The organism is Ligilactobacillus equi DSM 15833 = JCM 10991, from assembly GCF_000615765.1.
GTDB classification, from domain to species: Bacteria; Bacillota; Bacilli; order Lactobacillales; family Lactobacillaceae; genus Ligilactobacillus; species Ligilactobacillus equi.
The window spans coordinates 1-15,132 of the sequence record NZ_BAMI01000050.1 but is presented as its reverse complement, the minus strand read 5'-3'; the positions used below and the strand labels follow the sequence as shown (position 1 = coordinate 15,132).

25 protein-coding genes and 1 tRNA gene are annotated in these 15,132 nt (G+C 33.4%); 1 reads left to right on the top strand and 25 read right to left on the bottom strand.

From position 1 onward, the window contains the following. Window positions 1–70 precede the first annotated feature (70 nt). Both JCM10991_RS09365 and JCM10991_RS09360 read right to left on the bottom strand, forming a co-directional pair. Window positions 71–412 (bottom strand): hypothetical protein, encoded by a 342-nt coding sequence (locus tag JCM10991_RS09365; protein ID WP_025021290.1) that lies wholly within the window; start codon window positions 410–412, stop codon window positions 71–73. Further along, on the bottom strand, window positions 413–808 hold the full coding sequence (locus JCM10991_RS09360) for a hypothetical protein (protein WP_025021289.1): 396 nt from the start codon (window positions 806–808) through the stop codon (window positions 413–415). Window positions 809–996: 188 nt separating this feature from the next. Between JCM10991_RS09360 and JCM10991_RS14950 the strand changes: the two genes are divergently transcribed. Continuing rightward, on the top strand, window positions 997–1,167 hold the full coding sequence (locus JCM10991_RS14950; RefSeq protein ID WP_081781993.1) for a ribbon-helix-helix protein, CopG family: 171 nt from the start codon (window positions 997–999) through the stop codon (window positions 1,165–1,167). A 92-nt stretch (window positions 1,168–1,259) separates the two neighbouring features. Here JCM10991_RS14950 and JCM10991_RS09350 read toward each other — a convergent pair whose 3' ends face one another. From JCM10991_RS09350 to JCM10991_RS16215, 23 genes are all read right to left on the bottom strand, one after another. After that, window positions 1,260–1,568, bottom strand: a complete 309-nt coding sequence (locus JCM10991_RS09350; protein WP_023860019.1) for a hypothetical protein — start codon at window positions 1,566–1,568, stop codon at window positions 1,260–1,262. After that, window positions 1,565–1,963, bottom strand: a complete 399-nt coding sequence (locus tag JCM10991_RS09345) for a hypothetical protein (protein ID WP_025021288.1) — start codon at window positions 1,961–1,963, stop codon at window positions 1,565–1,567. The genes JCM10991_RS09350 and JCM10991_RS09345 overlap by 4 nt, the downstream gene beginning before the upstream one ends. 304 nt (window positions 1,964–2,267) lie before the next feature. Next, entirely contained in the window at window positions 2,268–2,738 is a 471-nt protein-coding gene (locus JCM10991_RS09340) for a hypothetical protein (protein ID WP_155889631.1), read from the bottom strand. Between the two features lie 105 nt (window positions 2,739–2,843). Then, the gene (locus tag JCM10991_RS09335) at window positions 2,844–3,071 is read right to left on the bottom strand and encodes a hypothetical protein (RefSeq protein WP_025021286.1); all 228 of its coding nucleotides are present in this window, start codon (window positions 3,069–3,071) and stop codon (window positions 2,844–2,846) included. Between the two features lie 57 nt (window positions 3,072–3,128). Further along, window positions 3,129–3,521, bottom strand: coding sequence for a hypothetical protein (locus JCM10991_RS09330; RefSeq protein WP_025021285.1), 393 nt, complete (start codon window positions 3,519–3,521; stop codon window positions 3,129–3,131). Window positions 3,522–4,358: 837 nt separating this feature from the next. Further along, window positions 4,359–5,351, bottom strand: coding sequence for a hypothetical protein (locus tag JCM10991_RS09315; protein ID WP_025021283.1), 993 nt, complete (start codon window positions 5,349–5,351; stop codon window positions 4,359–4,361). 101 nt (window positions 5,352–5,452) lie between these two features. Next, window positions 5,453–5,878, bottom strand: a complete 426-nt coding sequence (locus JCM10991_RS09310; protein WP_025021282.1) for a hypothetical protein — start codon at window positions 5,876–5,878, stop codon at window positions 5,453–5,455. Between the two features lie 5 nt (window positions 5,879–5,883). After that, a complete protein-coding gene (locus JCM10991_RS09305) occupies window positions 5,884–6,246 on the bottom strand; it encodes a hypothetical protein (RefSeq protein ID WP_025021281.1) in 363 nt (120 codons plus the stop codon). Then, the gene (locus JCM10991_RS09300) at window positions 6,243–6,566 is read right to left on the bottom strand and encodes a hypothetical protein (RefSeq protein WP_025021280.1); all 324 of its coding nucleotides are present in this window, start codon (window positions 6,564–6,566) and stop codon (window positions 6,243–6,245) included. Before JCM10991_RS09300 ends, JCM10991_RS09305 begins: the two co-directional genes overlap by 4 nt. 17 nt (window positions 6,567–6,583) lie before the next feature. After that, entirely contained in the window at window positions 6,584–6,961 is a 378-nt protein-coding gene (locus tag JCM10991_RS09295) for a DNA-directed RNA polymerase subunit alpha C-terminal domain-containing protein (protein WP_025021279.1), read from the bottom strand. A 21-nt stretch (window positions 6,962–6,982) separates the two neighbouring features. After that, a complete protein-coding gene (locus JCM10991_RS15240; protein ID WP_155889629.1) occupies window positions 6,983–7,159 on the bottom strand; it encodes a hypothetical protein in 177 nt (58 codons plus the stop codon). 18 nt (window positions 7,160–7,177) lie between these two features. Further along, a complete protein-coding gene (locus tag JCM10991_RS09285) occupies window positions 7,178–7,501 on the bottom strand; it encodes a hypothetical protein (protein ID WP_025021278.1) in 324 nt (107 codons plus the stop codon). Window positions 7,502–7,529: 28 nt separating this feature from the next. Continuing rightward, a complete protein-coding gene (locus tag JCM10991_RS09280; protein ID WP_025021277.1) occupies window positions 7,530–7,913 on the bottom strand; it encodes a hypothetical protein in 384 nt (127 codons plus the stop codon). Window positions 7,914–8,052: 139 nt separating this feature from the next. Next, the gene (locus JCM10991_RS09275; RefSeq protein ID WP_025021276.1) at window positions 8,053–8,253 is read right to left on the bottom strand and encodes a hypothetical protein; all 201 of its coding nucleotides are present in this window, start codon (window positions 8,251–8,253) and stop codon (window positions 8,053–8,055) included. Beyond that, window positions 8,246–9,211, bottom strand: coding sequence for a hypothetical protein (locus JCM10991_RS09270; RefSeq protein WP_025021275.1), 966 nt, complete (start codon window positions 9,209–9,211; stop codon window positions 8,246–8,248). Before JCM10991_RS09270 ends, JCM10991_RS09275 begins: the two co-directional genes overlap by 8 nt. 36 nt (window positions 9,212–9,247) lie before the next feature. Beyond that, complete coding sequence (locus JCM10991_RS09265) at window positions 9,248–9,661, bottom strand: hypothetical protein (RefSeq protein WP_025021274.1); 414 nt, start codon at window positions 9,659–9,661, stop codon at window positions 9,248–9,250. A gap of 36 nt (window positions 9,662–9,697) precedes the next feature. Then, the gene (locus JCM10991_RS09260; RefSeq protein WP_225349960.1) at window positions 9,698–10,387 is read right to left on the bottom strand and encodes a tyrosine-type recombinase/integrase; all 690 of its coding nucleotides are present in this window, start codon (window positions 10,385–10,387) and stop codon (window positions 9,698–9,700) included. Then, window positions 10,350–10,790, bottom strand: coding sequence for a hypothetical protein (locus JCM10991_RS09255; protein ID WP_025021272.1), 441 nt, complete (start codon window positions 10,788–10,790; stop codon window positions 10,350–10,352). Before JCM10991_RS09255 ends, JCM10991_RS09260 begins: the two co-directional genes overlap by 38 nt. A gap of 567 nt (window positions 10,791–11,357) precedes the next feature. Then, window positions 11,358–11,430: transfer RNA gene (locus JCM10991_RS09250), tRNA-Asn, on the bottom strand. A gap of 1,063 nt (window positions 11,431–12,493) precedes the next feature. Then, window positions 12,494–12,937, bottom strand: a complete 444-nt coding sequence (locus tag JCM10991_RS09245) for a Trp family transcriptional regulator (protein WP_162149516.1) — start codon at window positions 12,935–12,937, stop codon at window positions 12,494–12,496. A 1,022-nt stretch (window positions 12,938–13,959) separates the two neighbouring features. Next, window positions 13,960–14,592, bottom strand: a complete 633-nt coding sequence (locus JCM10991_RS14630) for a DUF805 domain-containing protein (protein ID WP_023860041.1) — start codon at window positions 14,590–14,592, stop codon at window positions 13,960–13,962. A gap of 3 nt (window positions 14,593–14,595) precedes the next feature. Next, window positions 14,596–14,868: a hypothetical protein gene (locus JCM10991_RS09235; RefSeq protein ID WP_023860042.1), complete on the bottom strand. Its 273-nt coding sequence runs from the start codon at window positions 14,866–14,868 to the stop codon at window positions 14,596–14,598. A 21-nt stretch (window positions 14,869–14,889) separates the two neighbouring features. Further along, entirely contained in the window at window positions 14,890–15,021 is a 132-nt protein-coding gene (locus JCM10991_RS16215) for a hypothetical protein (RefSeq protein ID WP_263640309.1), read from the bottom strand. Window positions 15,022–15,132: the final 111 nt, after the last annotated feature.

Here is a 15,132-nt window from a genome sequence, read left to right as displayed (position 1 = left end):
TTCTTGAGTTTTCAAAGCTTTGATAAATTTGATTTTGACAGCGTTATTCATAATTAAATTCCTCCGAGTTCTATTGTTGACAATAACCTTCTAACAACGTTTTAGCTCTTTGAATAGCTACACTATCGTTTTCTATTGTTCTATAAGAATTAAACCAGTCGTTAGCATTGATAAGATCTTCAATTGGACTAACGAGAACGTGGCTAGTGGTACTACTAATGGGATGATCGTTTTGATTGTCTGATTGTTCTTTATTTTTCTTCAGGACGACTCTCAAAAGATCAAACTTATTTTTGAAGATAGCGACCGTTTGCCTAGCAGTCTTCCCGTTAGGATAGCTATATTCTTCATTAGCCAAAATGAACTTCTGTTTATCTTCTAATGCTTGTTTGATTTTTACTCTTGTCGTCATCTAATCAGCATCCATTTCTTTTGCTTCTAAAAGCCGCTCATTAAACGATTCAGCGACATCTTTATGAGTTGGTGTGCTCTCATCCCAAAACCATAAACAGCCGTCATATTCGCCAATCATCGACCATAAATTCCCTGCTAAATGCCAACTTATAGCTTTGCTAATATCGAAATCAAGGTCAGGATTACGAAATCTAACCATTTCATCTTGGAAGTAGCGTTCTCTACCAGTATTAAAGCCGTCCCAATATCTTAGAAAAAGCCAAGCTTCAAAGTCGTCTTTAGTGAAGTTATTGCTCGTAAATTTTTCGAAATATTTTCGGTATTTTTCGCCATGAGTAACACCATTATCACTTAGCATCTTCATTGATTGTAATGCAAATTCTTCATCAGTCATACCGCAACTTCTCCCCTTTCTAACTTCTTTAAACGTTGTATAAAAAACGAATAAAATAAAAATTAAAATTTATTATTTTAAAACATTGTATTTCGTATATTTTTCGATTATAATTATAGTATAATATCAATTACATAATTATGCAATAATTATATAATAAAAAGCGATAGAAATTGGAGGGATTTTTCATGGAAGAACAAGCAGAAAAAAGGCGAATTACCCTTTACTTAACTAGCGAGCTATGGGACAGAGTAAAAAAGCAATCTATTGATGAACATAGATCCGCATCAAAGATTATTGAACAATTAGCGAAAAAGTATTTAGAAGAAGTCCAAAAGCAAAAAGACATCGTAAAATAAGCGTATATTTTCGGCGAGAAAATACACGCTTTTTTATTTTTTTAGTTGAAAAAAGCACACCGCATAATTGGGTGTGCTTTTATTTAGAAGAATTATTTTGCTTCGGAATCGATTTGCACCATTCCAAGTTTTTCGATACTTAGAATTTCTTTGGTATTGAGAATCAGAGCATGGTTGCTACCATTTTTGATATCGTCGACCCATTCTTGCACTTCTTCATGCAATTCATTAGCGTCCCATGCAAACATTTCAAAGCAACGAGTGATCCAGGTAACATTGATATAAGCGTTATTTTCAACATCATCAGTGGATAACTCTTTTTTAGAAAGAACAACCCACTGCTTAACGTCTCCAGATAACATGTTGACTGAATACATGTAAGCATATTTAGTCTCACTCATTTGACAACATCTTCTTTCTTTAGGTTGAGAAACGCTTCAGTACCAATTAGGTCAAAAGTGCTAATCTCATTACTGCAATATGGACAATACTTCCAATTAACTACATCTGATTCGTCTAAAAGCGGCACGAACTCCCCCTCGTCCATAGCTAAGCTTTCTTGCTCATCTTCAAGTTGTGCCAGAGTATTCTCAAGATCGTATAAATCACCTGCAAAGTAATCTTGATCGTCTTCATCAAATGATTTGCTTTCTATGTTTTCGATTTCTTCTACTACATCTTCGATTTTCCACTCCAATTTATTATACTGCTTTTTAAGGTAATCGAGATTAAGACACTTATTCTCATTGTAGATTAGCTCATGACAATAAGGACAGTAATATTCATATCTAAACATAGTTTTTCACCTCAACATATTACATTTTCTTATTTTAACGACGATACGGGATACAGATAGTATTTAGTAGCATCCCGACTAGCAGATTTAGCAAAAGCTTCTAGCAGCTCTACTTTTTCGCCTATAGTATCAAATTCAACATAATCGCACCTGTCGTATCCTTCTACTCCTGATATATGACCGATAGTTACTTAAAGCGCCCCGTAAGCACCAATAGTTTTGGATGTCCGCGCGAACAAGGCTCTCTCGATTTCTTTTGTTAATTCTGTCTTACTCATTTTTCTGATTTCTCTTTCTCACATCACTAACTGCTTATCCGAACATCATTAATATTCTTGAATCTACGTATCTTTTCTAAAAAAATAAAAATTTCAACTACGCCAAGCATCACAAGGAAACACCATGACAGCCACAACACATTAATGATAAAAAGTGCTATTTGGTTTTGTACCAACACAACTACGATATACATAAAGGATGCAATGAACAATCCAATATCAAGAGCTAGTATGAGCGCAATGAAATTCGTTAACTTAACCATTATAGTCTTATCTTGTCCAAACCGTTTTGCACATTTGAAAAAATCAGATTGCATATAAAGATGGTCTAATTTTGCAAAACGAGTAGATATTACTGGGACTAATACTGACGTTCCCATTAATACATAAATAACATAGCTTGTGTAATTTTTTATTTGTCCAAAATACGTAATACAAGCTGAAAGTACAATCACAATCAGAAATACGAATAAGCTAGTTATTTTCTTGCGTGGCATAAGTTTAAGCTTCATCTACCCATCACTTTCTCGGTCAAAATTGTGCCCCAGAAAAAATTCTTGATTCCTAGCATTAATTCCACCACCCCATATACTTATCCTCCCTTAAAGACCGTATTCTTCAAGAAATTCTTTACCTGTATAAGTTCGATTGATTTCTTCTGGCAACCAGCCCGTCTTTACTATCTTCTTAATAACAATGTCGTCTAAAATATCATAAATATCGACTAAACCTTCCCAATTAAACAACTTATTAATGCTTTCTTCAACTTCTTTCTTACCCAAGCAAACAAACGGGTCTTTATCTAAATAAGTGACTAAAAATATATTCATTGTTGTCCTCCCTTAAAAACCATATTTTTCAAAAAATTTAAAGACCGAGCATTCATTTTACCCATAAACCTTGCAAACAATAGTGTAAGCGTCCGCATTTAACATATCAAACAGTTTTAATAATCTATTATCTGAAACTTGAATTTCAACATTCCAATCATCTTCTTTTACCTTAGACCTGATAATAATATCTTCATCAAGAAATACGCCAGAATTAAGCATAGGTAACTGGCATTTTGAAATTTTATACTCTATATTTTCAGTTTGAATAGATAACACCACATCTAAAATTTGATTTTCTAAATCAGATGTCTTATTTCTAATACTATCTAACTTTTGGCTAAAATCACCACTGCTAATAAGACTTGGTAGATTGCTGTGAGATTCTAATGCCATAATCTTTTTTAGACCATCTTTGGTCAAATCCATTGTAAAGTAACCTAATTTCATTTTTTATTCCTCATTTCATTTTTTATATTTTTCCGAATTTTAAAACTTACTAATTTTTACCTTTGATATGAGATGATAGTTACCCATAAACCTTGCAAATAATAGTGTAAGCCTCTGTTCCCAACTTTCTTTTCCAACACATCGACTTACGATTGAAGATACTACTCCGAATTCGCAATTCTTGAAAATACCACAATTACTATTGTCATTGCTATCAGGTGCAATGCTAAAAAAATTCGCATTTCTGAATGATTTAAATGAAATACATAAGCAAGTATCAGCATTGCAACAAATCCACAGAATACTTTAAAAAGATCTCTACGCCACATCTAACCACCAGCTTTTCTTCATAAGCCAAAAATCATCTATATTTAGTTCGACGATTTTTCTTTTTTTCATACTTTTTCCTCTCACTTTGCATTAATATTTCTTGATATTCATCAGTTACATGCATTACATAGAAAAGCAGGAAAAATAAGACTGAATAAACTATCGCAGCACCAATGACAACTAATATACCTAACATTGTACTGAAAAACCTACTTTCTCTTCCTGTATACTATTTACCAATTTGTTCCGAACGTAAATGAGTAAACTTTTTTGTAATGATCTGAACATCTGTTAGGGACAATACAATATATTGTTTCTGTTTAGTCTTAAAACTAATCATACCATTGTCTACACGATATTTAGTTGTTACATATTCGCGATAAGAACGCTTCTTCCTGTTCTTATAGGAACATCCTTTAGTTCTAATGATATAAATCGGAAATTTTCTTAGTAATGCCCATCGTTTTCTTCTTTTGCTCATATTGCATCACCATTCCAACATACTTCCTATCGCAAAAGACTCTTGATTTCTTTAGTCCGATATACATATTTACGATCTTCATTAATACCAAAAGCGTCAATAGCCTGACTAAACTTTTGTTGGTCAAACGCTATTTTAAATGCAGATAATAACGCTTGTTCATCTTTGGTTAATCGGCGTAGCTTACGCATAGACTTAAAAGTTGCGATAAATGCTACAGGATCCTTGATTTGTTCAAATTCGATAGCGTGAAGCAAATCTTGCTCAAATTTTGAGTCATAATCACCTTGAACACTTTCTAAGACTGGTAGTCTTTTCTTCAATGCTCGGCTTAGATAAGAGATAGCCTCTTTTGTCTTTTCGAGACTAAACTCTTCCTCAAATTTTTCCTCTTTAATCGCTGTTTTTTTAGGTGCCTCAGTAAATACTTGTTCTTTATCTAACGAGGTGTGTTCTTCAGGTTTGTTTGGTATATCCTTTTCCACTTCACTGTTTTCGCCGTTATCAACATCTGATATTTTTTGTTCCTCAATGTCTGGTAGCCAAGCAACAGTTTTATTTATACAATCGAACACGCCTACATTATCTCCTAATGTTTTGGCTTTTGAAATTGCATAATCTAGCTCTGTATAATGAGAAACGCTCAGATTACCATTTATTTTAAAAAGTTTTTCTTTTGCATTGTAATACTTGTATACGTCCCTGGTATCGGTAGAATCATTGATTGATTTAACACATAAAACGTATGGATTATTAGGAATTGGATTAGGCATATACACTTCGCCATCATACCTAAACAGTTTTTCTTTTTGGTTATTTTGCAAATTCACACCAAAGAAAAATTCTTTCTGCTTACCAGTAAAAAGTACCATTTTATTTCTGATTGATGCTTCCAAATGTTGTTTTATTGTTTTGATTGAATTAAAAGTTGAGGCTTGTTCTCTTCGCTTGGACCATAAGCCAACTTTATTCCACCAGTATTTATTACCGTCCAAGTCATCATATAAAATAACGTACATCTGGCCACCTACTTTCTTTTTTGATGTTTTAGGCTAAATATCAATTATCAGCCTATATAACGACAAGGCGGATTCGCACCACCCACTATGCGCTGCTAGTGCTATTTTCTGTCGTTTTGCTTTTTTCCATAATTGTCAATATAGATTTTTTGCAATTCAATAAATCTATTAGTAATTTCTCTAGGTGTAACACCTGTTGCTTTGGCCATATTCAAGTAAGATGTTTCGATTGCGCTTAGATCCATTCTTGGCAAAGAATTACCAAGCTTTCTAACATCTGAAACGCCATCATTGCCGTAATTAATTGCTAAAAGATTGCTATCCTCTTTTTGTAGCCGACTTCTGATACCAAAAAGGTGTACATCAATATCAGCAGGAGACGTCATAAATTCTTTCAAAACATGTTCATGAAGATTCGACACTAGAGTAACCAAGTCATCTTTGTCAAAATTACCCTCAAAATCTGCGTTCATCTTCTTTGTTTCATCGTCATAATCAATGTTAATTACCATAGTCTTATGTGCCATAATAATTACCTCTTTTCTCTATAAGTGCTTGTTTTCTGTAATAATTGCTTTAGTGCGTACGCATAACCTGAATTATCGTATTCCTCATACAATTTATGATTAAAAAATGTATTAATCAAAGACTCTAATTTTTCAGTAGTTAAGTTTGCAACTGGAACTAACTCATTTCTTACATCAGACAATAAAATCATGAAGAATTCTTTAGTAGTTAAAACATGATTAAGGTCTCTGATAAGGTCTTCTTTGTCTTTTTTTGAAGAAATCAAAATTCCCAAGCGTTGATCTTGGCCCACATTATTAATAATATCGGTCTTTTTATCGGTGCAAACGCTATCTAAAACAGCTAGTAATTCGGTTTTGCTCATCATTTAAATTCCTTTGCTTTATTAATATCCTTGACAGTGATTCCCTTAGGTTTATTCTTACGCCATTCTAAGTACGATAAGAAATTGCAAATTTTACTTGCGAGCTTAGTTTTAAAACCCCACTCAAACTTGGTGTATTCCTTAACAGGCTCACTTTGCCATTGCTTGATTAAGCGCATTTTCGGATTGAATAGTGCGTATTCAATAAGATATGATGTACCACTAAGAGAGCCAATTCTTTCTTCAGCCTTGTCTAAAGTTTCGTACTTTTCAACATGCAAAATTTTTCCTTTTTCTTTTTTACGATATGCTAAAGTTAGCACTATTAATCCTTCCTTTCTTACAACTGACTTAAATCCCAATCAAGCCAATAGCCAAAAGCTTGCATTGCTTGTACCAATTCTTTTGCAGATTTACGCCCCAGATTACGAGTATGCAATAAAATATTTAACGTTGGAAAAGCATCTACAAGGTCACTTAATAAAATGTCATCGTGTTGGTGCATAAACCTTCTGCTAATAGCATTAAAAGTACGAGTGCTTAATTGCAAATCAAATAATTTTAATTCTGATTTGTCTTTATCACAAACAGGTTCATTTGACTTGATACTCTTAATAAGCTCTTGAGTAGCGGTAATTTGTTTCACCAAACGCACAGCTACAGATTGCATAGCGGTAACTTGCGCCGATAGTTCTTCTAATTTTTGCTTGTTTTCCATTTCAAATTTCCTTTCGTCTTACTAACGGCGAACATTATGAGAAAAACCAAAAATGTTGTGGGCATTATCATAACAGTATGCAAAACCTACAATAACGATAACTAAAATAATCATCCCCATGATGAATTCTTTGATATTTTGATGCCATTCATCGTTATGTTTTAGATTATGTTTGAATTTTCTAATAGCGTGTTTCATAATACTTTCCCCTATTGATTAGTAATCACTTTTGATATGTACATCTAATGAACGTACATAAGATTTTACTTGACGGTTCAATTCTTTTTTGATTTTCTCTGTTAACTCATCTTGATTGATTTCAGGTATTTCAATATCTTTGATTTGCTTTTTAAGCGATCCACGAATTAATTTAACGGCAAAGCCTTCTTCTTGGTAACCAACTTTCTTAGCGAAGAATTCATTTAACACATTTTTGATTGCTGTGTTGATTTTCTTATTAATCATCTCTTCGACTTCAGTTTGATGCTCATCCAAGTATTTCTTGACGTATAAATCAATTGTTTCTTTATTGAGTTCCATGTGATCCTCCTCACACACTTATTGTTGATTATTGTTGATGGTAATTCTTTCCTAAGCTAACTAGCATTTCAGCAAAATCCTTACGACTCATGTTAAGATCATCAGCAGTTGCCATTAATAGGAACTTAGCGTATTCATGTTGGAATCTGTCAACAGACGGAATTTCTTTTTGCAAGCTATCACTTTGATAGTAGAGCGCAGAAATCACAGAATCTATCGTTGACATAGCACTAATGTAATCAGGAAGGTTTTCAAACTCTTCTTGATTCATTGTTTTCACCAAGTTAGTAGCTGATAGCACCAAAGCACTAAGCACTTCGTTGTCAACAATCTTTTCGTCAGCTTCTTCATTTGCTCCAGAAATCATTTTTATTTTGCCATCTTTGCTAGTTATTTGAATTTTGACTTCCATTTTATTTTCCTCACTTCTTTTTAAGCCAATCTTGTAGCCAACCGCCTATAATGAAGGTTAATTTTAGAATTAATGGTAATCCTGCCAATATGAGCAAGATTTCCTCATACATTTCGTTATCATCCATAAGCAAATAATCTTAGTGCATGTTCTTTCTTACTTGAGATAAGAAGTCATTCGCAGCAATGACAGCATCTTGACTCAAGAAAGTTGTATTGAACTTGATATATCCACTCGGTAACTGTTCAGCAATTACATCTTGATTTCCAAATAAATCATTAAAAACCAACATTAGATAGCTACCACGACGAACAATATAATACTTACTATTTTTACTCATCTTTCTTTTTCTCACCTCGTGTCTGCTTGTCGTTTTTTAAGGAAATCCCCATCTTATTTAGTACTTTCTCAATTACGTTATCGCTATTAATTTTGCTTTCATCATTAATTTCGAAAGTTTCATTATTACTCGTTTCTTTATCGCTGCCATCAAAAAGGTCATCAACTGGCTCTTCTATCTCTTCTTCAACATAGCCCATAATGCTTTCCAAATTTGCTTTAAGTGTATTTGAAATTTTGCTAACGGGATAAGTCCATGCAGAATGAAGACGTGGGTTATAGATTGCTAAATGCGTTAACTTTTCAAATTTTTCTTTATTTTCACTATGTAGTCCCATGATATAGTAAAGAAGAATTTGCATAGCATGATTCTCGTTAGGAGCATATTTTGATACCTTAATATCAATCAGCACTCTGTCAGTCATAAAATCAGCGTCTCCATTTACGATGAAATCGTTATATGCGCCTTCAAATGTAACATCAGTATCAATGTACCCATTCTTGCTTTTACAAGCCTTAATGAACCATTCACAGCGATTAACGAGCTGTATAGTATTCTGATATGTCTGTTCATTTATCAATAAATTGGTATTATTAAAGTTCCCTGAACGGTAATAAATATCAAAAGGTAATAACGTAGCAGCTAATTCTACTGATAGTTTGTCCAAGCCTTGAATATTGTCCAGTAATCTTTCAGATGGCATAGCTTCTAAGTGTTCTTGCTGAACTACATCATCATAGACCATCAAAGGAATAGCAAATGCTAATTTTTTATTGTTGGTTAGTTTAAATCTGGTTAAGTAATCCACTAAAATCCCCATATAATTTGCAGGAATGGATTCTTGACTAATTACTTTCTTTCCATCGTATTTTGTGTATTTAAAATCACGAATACTAAAATTACGTTTGAAATGTAATTCTTCTGTTAAGCGTTTTGCTAAGGTCCATACGGTGAACATAACTTTCTCACTTCTTTCTTTTTTACAAACTTTGGCCTAGAAATCATTGAACAATGACATTTCTTCAGCCACATTTTTCTTACTTTGCTTGACTTTATCAGTTCTGTCGATAACTAATTGTTTTTGTTCCAAAAGTTTATCTAACAGGTTATTGCAAGGCTTTCCGTACTGTTCTAATCTTGCTACTGGAGCGAATTGTTGCCATGCTTTGTCATTTTGATCAATAGCTAACGAAAATGACGGTTTTTCTGACCTATGATTGATACCAATGACGCCAATGGGCTGAATATCATCTTCGTACGTACATCTCACTTCAACATACGCTTTCCAACTGGACAATACGCCAGAAGTAGAGATAACCATATTATTTTCCATTAATTGTTTTTTCAGTTGATTCAACGTTTGAACAACTTTGCTTTCTTCTTTTGCCTTTGAAACTTGCCCAGCCATACATACTAACTTCTTTCTTACTTCTTTATATCTTTTTTACTCAAACTTGAAATTCTCTACTACATTATCTAAATCTTCTTGTTCAATACCGAGATAATGTCGGGTAACCTTCTGTGAGGAATGGTTAAAAATTTGCGATATGATTTCAACATCCGTACCATTCTCAAATAAAGTGTTACCAAAAGTTTTTCTAAAGGAGTGTGTTCCAATTTTTTGTACTAACTTCTCATCACCTGTTTTTCTTGCCATACGAACAACCATCTGATAAAAACCATGAACTGAAAAATGACCTTCTTTATTGTTTCCCGGAAATAGCCAATCATTTTCATCTTCATAATCTAATTCTTCCAGATAATCATCAATTTCTTCTCTACAATTATTCAAATAGATTGTTTTAGACTTCCCGGTTTTTTGTTCAATAATTTTAGATTTGTTCTTCTTTAAAACGTCCCCTACTCGTAAACTAACAACATCTGAAGCACGTAAGCCATTATTTAAGGCTATCGATACTAAAGCTATGTTTCGATTTACTAAAGGTGGTCGTGAAAAGTTTCTTATAGCATCTAGTAAAGAAAAGTATTCACTTCTGGTCAGCCCTTTGACACTTTCAATCCAGATACGATGTTCACCTTTCATAAGCCCGTTTTGCTTATTTTTCGGAATATATCTGCTATTCTCTGTCAAATAATCACTTCCAATCGTTATTTTTTTCTTCATCGAAATCATCTAAGCTAATTTTTAGAGCTTTGTCGCTTGGCATATTGTCAATGAACCATTCTAATTCAGATGAAAGACTTTTCTTATTAATTTTCAAATAGCGTATACTAGAAAAATATGTTATGAGTGCAATTAGGGTAAAAATAAACCAAATTGCTGTAATAATATTTTGGACATTGGCTAACATACTAATGCTTAAAGCAACCATAGAAAAAGTTTCTAAGAGAACTAATTTATTATTATCTTTAATTAAGTGCTCTAACTTTGTAAAATCAAAATCTTTCATATATTGATAAGGAATAGATCTCAACAAAGCTGCGTTCTTCTGATACTCTTTGTTAGCAGTGTTTATCTGCAAACAAGTAAGAATCATAAAAACTATAAAAAAGATTACATCAAATAAATGAATCATAAGTACCACCTCAAAACAGTCTTACATTTTTTTTTTTAAAATACGTCAGTTAACGATTAATCAACTGACCGAAAGAAATTTTACGAATTCAATGAAATTGAAAATAAATTAAAATAGTAGAAATTTATTTTATCGTGCTTTTCAGCACTAAATTGCATCGGCAGTTTCGCTCTGCCTTAACAGTAATCGTCTAATGCGAACAGGAGAAGGAGACATCATCCGATGCCATTCAAAACTCACTTTATAATTGATTGCTACTGCAAAACAATCAACACCGTCTACAGGATTTGAACCTGTATCTCAAGCTTAAACTCCCACAGCTAAGAACTTGAATTTTTACTTTAAACTAAGACGGCAAGGGAATTGCAATGAAGGTTGAACCGAATCTTAAAACTTACAAACTCTTAAATTTGCTTTGCTTTTACTAATTAATGTCAGCTGTTACTAACCTTCATCACAATCGATAACAAACCGGGGAATGGTCTGTAATGTAACATCCCATTAGTTTTAGTACTAATTGGAGAAAATTTATGAAAAAGTTTTATTAGTTTTTGGCATTTCTGCCAACGCCCCCTACAGGACTCGAACCTGTGACATTCTGATTAACAGTCAGACGCTCTACCAACTGAGCTAAGGTGGCAATATTGCCCGACGGGGGGTAAAGCCAAACGGGCAATAAATGTAAGATGTAAGTAAATTTTCGTTTGTATAACGCTTGGCACTTACTCATTTATCACTGATATCATTATACAATTCGATTGTAAAAAAATCAACAAAAATAGTCGTATTTTTTACGAAAAAAACAACGTAAAATAATCATTTTCTTTTTGATAATAAATCGTTAATATATACAAAAAACCAAAGCAAAACTGACTAATAATTAGCGTTGCTTTGGTCTCAAAAATAAGTAACTAAAATGATTGAATAACAGAAATTAATTTTCGTTGAAATTGAAAAGAGACCAAGCAAAGCTTAGCCTCCGATGTTCTTGCTCATTGGTTTGAGTAGCTGATTTTAAATAGGGATAATTAGGTTACTAGCTCAATAAGTCGTACCAGTCGGGAGCTACCCTCAAGCTCTTATTGCATTATGAATGCTAGGACGCAGGCCTTTTACTGCTCAAGTGAAACATAGCATACGATTGTATTCCAATATATTACCGTACATAGGCGAATTAAGCCTCACCACCTAACTCGTAACTTATAGCCTTATCACTAAGACGTCACACCTAAGAGAATTATTGACATACCGCTTTGGGTCTTAAAGCTGTCAAACTCTAATTAACTACGGCGTCCGAGGTGAAGTCGGAACTTGTTTCTCCGTTACGGTTAGTACCTTTATCTTCTGTTTTATAGCTCTAACAAGACTTACTAGGATGCTTTCTTTCACACCAACCAAAAGTTACTAACAATTGGTTTAAGAAGTTAAAACGTATCCGTTATAACCGCTACACTAGATTTTATAAATCTTGGGCTAGGCGAACTTGCTAAGTCCTTATACACTAGCTTCAAGAACAGTTATAATTATAACTGTTCTTCGAATAAAAATCAACAAAAATACCATGATTTATCAAAAAACAACGTCCGAAAAATCATGGTATAATATACGTTATGTTTTTCTGGAAAACTATCGAAAAACATAACGATTTTCAGTTTCTTTCAGTTGCTCTTTTGCTATTTCTCACTTGGCAAACCAACTAACATTCAGAAACGGTAAATAGTGTTTGCTTTGGGATCCTTGTAGTAAAAGCTCAGGGTGTCGAATGGGCTTGGAACTTGTTTAATAGCTGCTTGCTTGTTCTTTTTATCCCAAAAAATTTCAACAGTCTCCCCTACCACTAAGACAAACATGGTTCCACTAATATCATTACATAGATAAGCAGTATACTTTTTATCATCCACAGTAAGTTGATAAGAGGTTTCGGTTCTAACGATTGTAGTTTCATCAATATAATCTGGCTTAGATTCAACTGAATTATTAGAAATCCACTTATCAGCATATTTTGTTAGCTTAAAGGCATTTTTTATAGTCATGCCATCAATTCCATTGTTGCGATACCTACTAATCGTGGCCACAGAGACACCACTTTCTCTAGAAATACTATTACTGCTTTTTTGGCTTTCTAAAAGCCGAGTTATTTTAGTCACACTTACGCTATTCACTTTAATCACATTTCCTCTTCGATATAGCTTCCATCATAACTTCAGGTGTTCTTTGAACACTAACTTGTCCAGTCATAGTCTTCAGCTTCTTTCAATTTAATATACCTCAATTTTACTATTTCATATATGAAAAGGCAATATTTCATATATGAAAAGGGACAAAAATATAGGAAAAAGAACGTTGTAAAATCAAGGTTTTTAAATGAATAAGACTCTTTGCACAAAAGAGTCTTACAAGGGTTTGGAAAGCTTATTTAGCAAAATTGAGTAATTTATTGAGTAATTTAAAAGGATGCTTACCCGCTACCCGCTTACGATAGGCATCCTTGATTTTTGTTCTCAATTATCCTAAATCAACTAAATCAATGATGTGCAAAAAACAGCTAGAGTGCAACTCTAACTGTTTTTCTTTGCTAAAATTATCAAAATGCTGTTATATCAACGTTTTGCTAAAGAAAACGCAAAATAACGCATTTATTTATCTTTTAATTACCGATTACCCATTTCAAGAACGAACTTAACCTTAGAACGCGTCTCTCAGCATTAACATTTTTCTACTCCAACGTACGAACTACACCAGTGCTCAATCAGAATAATCATAAAATCACATTAAAACATTTAACATAAGTTAATACAATTCTTCGCCAATAGCTCCACCTTTGTCGACAATTTCGTTTGGATATTCTTGAGATGCGTCATAACCATCAAATAATTTATCTAGAGTAATGGTTTGCTCTAACTTTTTAGATTCTTTTTTCTTCTGTTTTTCTATCTGTTACATTTTGACTAAGTTCAGTTTTAGATTTCATACATTTTCCTCCGCTATCTCAAAAAAATAGAAAGCAACTTCTGCAACACCTTGCCTATTACGCGAAGTTGTACTATACTCAGTTTGAGCAAAAATGTTTCTATGAGTATCATCTACTCTCTTTTAGAGTGGGTACTGGAAGTACAATTAGAATTATTGCAAAAAGTGGTCAAGGTTTCAAACCTGACCGCTTTTTCGTTTATTCTTTTTGATTATCGTCGTCTTCATTAAAAACAGAATTTTCCGAATTATCTGATTTCGCAGACTCACTATCAAATGAGCCTTGTGGTTCTTGTTTCTCTGTTTCTGTATCAACTACAGGGGATGATCTGAATAAGAACTGCGTAATAACTGAACTATTTGCTCTTGCTACAGCCAAAGCATCTGATGGAAGTAATGTGATTACAAAGAAAATAACGATTATTAACGAGGTTAGAATAGTAGTTGAGTCCCTAAATGAAAGCAGTGCCTCTATTAATACCAGAATTGCAATTGCCCAGTTTGTTAGACCTGCATCCCGTAATCGTCTTATCCATAGAGCAATTGACGGAAGCAAAATAATTACGCCAATTATCCCAACTAAAATCAACCAAAACATCATTCCACTAGCAAATCCTGCAAGCGCCCCACCAAAACTAGTTGCCGCCCAAACACCTAGCAATGATACGAACTGGACTCCAAAAACAAGAAGCAAAACAAACATTAATAAGTAGATCAACAATTGTATCCACCAGTAACCAGCACGAGTGCTTCGACCACCAAAGTCTACATAACCTTTCCAAAAATCAACCCACGCTTGTTTAAAAGTGATTTTGCCTTTTTCATTAATCATAAATTATACCTCTCTCGCAATTTTTTCATCTAAAGCTAACAACTGACGAACATCTTGAATATTGCCAATTACATCAGCGATTTGTTCTTTGATATATTCGCCAACTTCTTCATCGGTTTCATATTCATTAAATTCAAATTCAATTGTAACAATCGTCTTCGAAGTTTGCAATTCACAACAGAAAATGTACGGGTCAAAGACTTCGTAATTTAACACTGTAACACCTGTACCTTGGCACCACTTTTGTAATAATTCTAAAATTCTTTCTTTTTTCATATTATCTCCTTTTCTTATTCATTAGTGGAATTCATCCCCGTAAATTACGTTAATAATTAACCAACGATTAGTTTGAGGATCTTTACCGTATACTACATAATCAGTCCATCTCTTCGTTGCGTAGGTTTCATCAAAATCCGCTCTAGTGGCCAACTCTTTATCGGCGCCCACACAAGCAAGCTCTACTAAAATGAATTGCCCCTTATCATCTAGTTTAGCAAATTCCTATCATTTAAGATTATTTTGATTGAGTCAATTTTTCTT

Excerpts from the sequence above, each read along its gene's own strand:
- JCM10991_RS14950 (WP_081781993.1), top strand. The coding sequence starts at position 997 with ATGGAAGAACAAGCAGAAAAAAGGCGAATTACCCTTTACTTAACTAGC.
- JCM10991_RS09330 (WP_025021285.1), bottom strand. The coding sequence starts at position 3,521 with ATGAAATTAGGTTACTTTACAATGGATTTGACCAAAGATGGTCTAAAA.
- JCM10991_RS09310 (WP_025021282.1), bottom strand. The coding sequence starts at position 5,878 with ATGGCACATAAGACTATGGTAATTAACATTGATTATGACGATGAAACA.
- JCM10991_RS09335 (WP_025021286.1), bottom strand. The coding sequence starts at position 3,071 with ATGAATATATTTTTAGTCACTTATTTAGATAAAGACCCGTTTGTTTGC.
- JCM10991_RS09340 (WP_155889631.1), bottom strand. The coding sequence starts at position 2,738 with ATGCCACGCAAGAAAATAACTAGCTTATTCGTATTTCTGATTGTGATT.
- JCM10991_RS09275 (WP_025021276.1), bottom strand. The coding sequence starts at position 8,253 with ATGAGTAAAAATAGTAAGTATTATATTGTTCGTCGTGGTAGCTATCTA.
- JCM10991_RS09295 (WP_025021279.1), bottom strand. The coding sequence starts at position 6,961 with ATGGAAAACAAGCAAAAATTAGAAGAACTATCGGCGCAAGTTACCGCT.
- JCM10991_RS09315 (WP_025021283.1), bottom strand. The coding sequence starts at position 5,351 with ATGTACGTTATTTTATATGATGACTTGGACGGTAATAAATACTGGTGG.
- JCM10991_RS09365 (WP_025021290.1), bottom strand. The coding sequence starts at position 412 with ATGACGACAAGAGTAAAAATCAAACAAGCATTAGAAGATAAACAGAAG.
- JCM10991_RS15240 (WP_155889629.1), bottom strand. The coding sequence starts at position 7,159 with ATGAAACACGCTATTAGAAAATTCAAACATAATCTAAAACATAACGAT.
- JCM10991_RS09360 (WP_025021289.1), bottom strand. The coding sequence starts at position 808 with ATGACTGATGAAGAATTTGCATTACAATCAATGAAGATGCTAAGTGAT.
- JCM10991_RS09285 (WP_025021278.1), bottom strand. The coding sequence starts at position 7,501 with ATGGAACTCAATAAAGAAACAATTGATTTATACGTCAAGAAATACTTG.
- JCM10991_RS09350 (WP_023860019.1), bottom strand. The coding sequence starts at position 1,568 with ATGAGTGAGACTAAATATGCTTACATGTATTCAGTCAACATGTTATCT.
- JCM10991_RS14630 (WP_023860041.1), bottom strand. The coding sequence starts at position 14,592 with ATGATTAATGAAAAAGGCAAAATCACTTTTAAACAAGCGTGGGTTGAT.
- JCM10991_RS09305 (WP_025021281.1), bottom strand. The coding sequence starts at position 6,246 with ATGATGAGCAAAACCGAATTACTAGCTGTTTTAGATAGCGTTTGCACC.
- JCM10991_RS09265 (WP_025021274.1), bottom strand. The coding sequence starts at position 9,661 with ATGGCTGGGCAAGTTTCAAAGGCAAAAGAAGAAAGCAAAGTTGTTCAA.
- JCM10991_RS09270 (WP_025021275.1), bottom strand. The coding sequence starts at position 9,211 with ATGTTCACCGTATGGACCTTAGCAAAACGCTTAACAGAAGAATTACAT.
- JCM10991_RS09235 (WP_023860042.1), bottom strand. The coding sequence starts at position 14,868 with ATGAAAAAAGAAAGAATTTTAGAATTATTACAAAAGTGGTGCCAAGGT.
- JCM10991_RS09260 (WP_225349960.1), bottom strand. The coding sequence starts at position 10,387 with ATGATTTCGATGAAGAAAAAAATAACGATTGGAAGTGATTATTTGACA.
- JCM10991_RS09280 (WP_025021277.1), bottom strand. The coding sequence starts at position 7,913 with ATGGAAGTCAAAATTCAAATAACTAGCAAAGATGGCAAAATAAAAATG.
- JCM10991_RS09255 (WP_025021272.1), bottom strand. The coding sequence starts at position 10,790 with ATGATTCATTTATTTGATGTAATCTTTTTTATAGTTTTTATGATTCTT.
- JCM10991_RS09345 (WP_025021288.1), bottom strand. The coding sequence starts at position 1,963 with ATGTTTAGATATGAATATTACTGTCCTTATTGTCATGAGCTAATCTAC.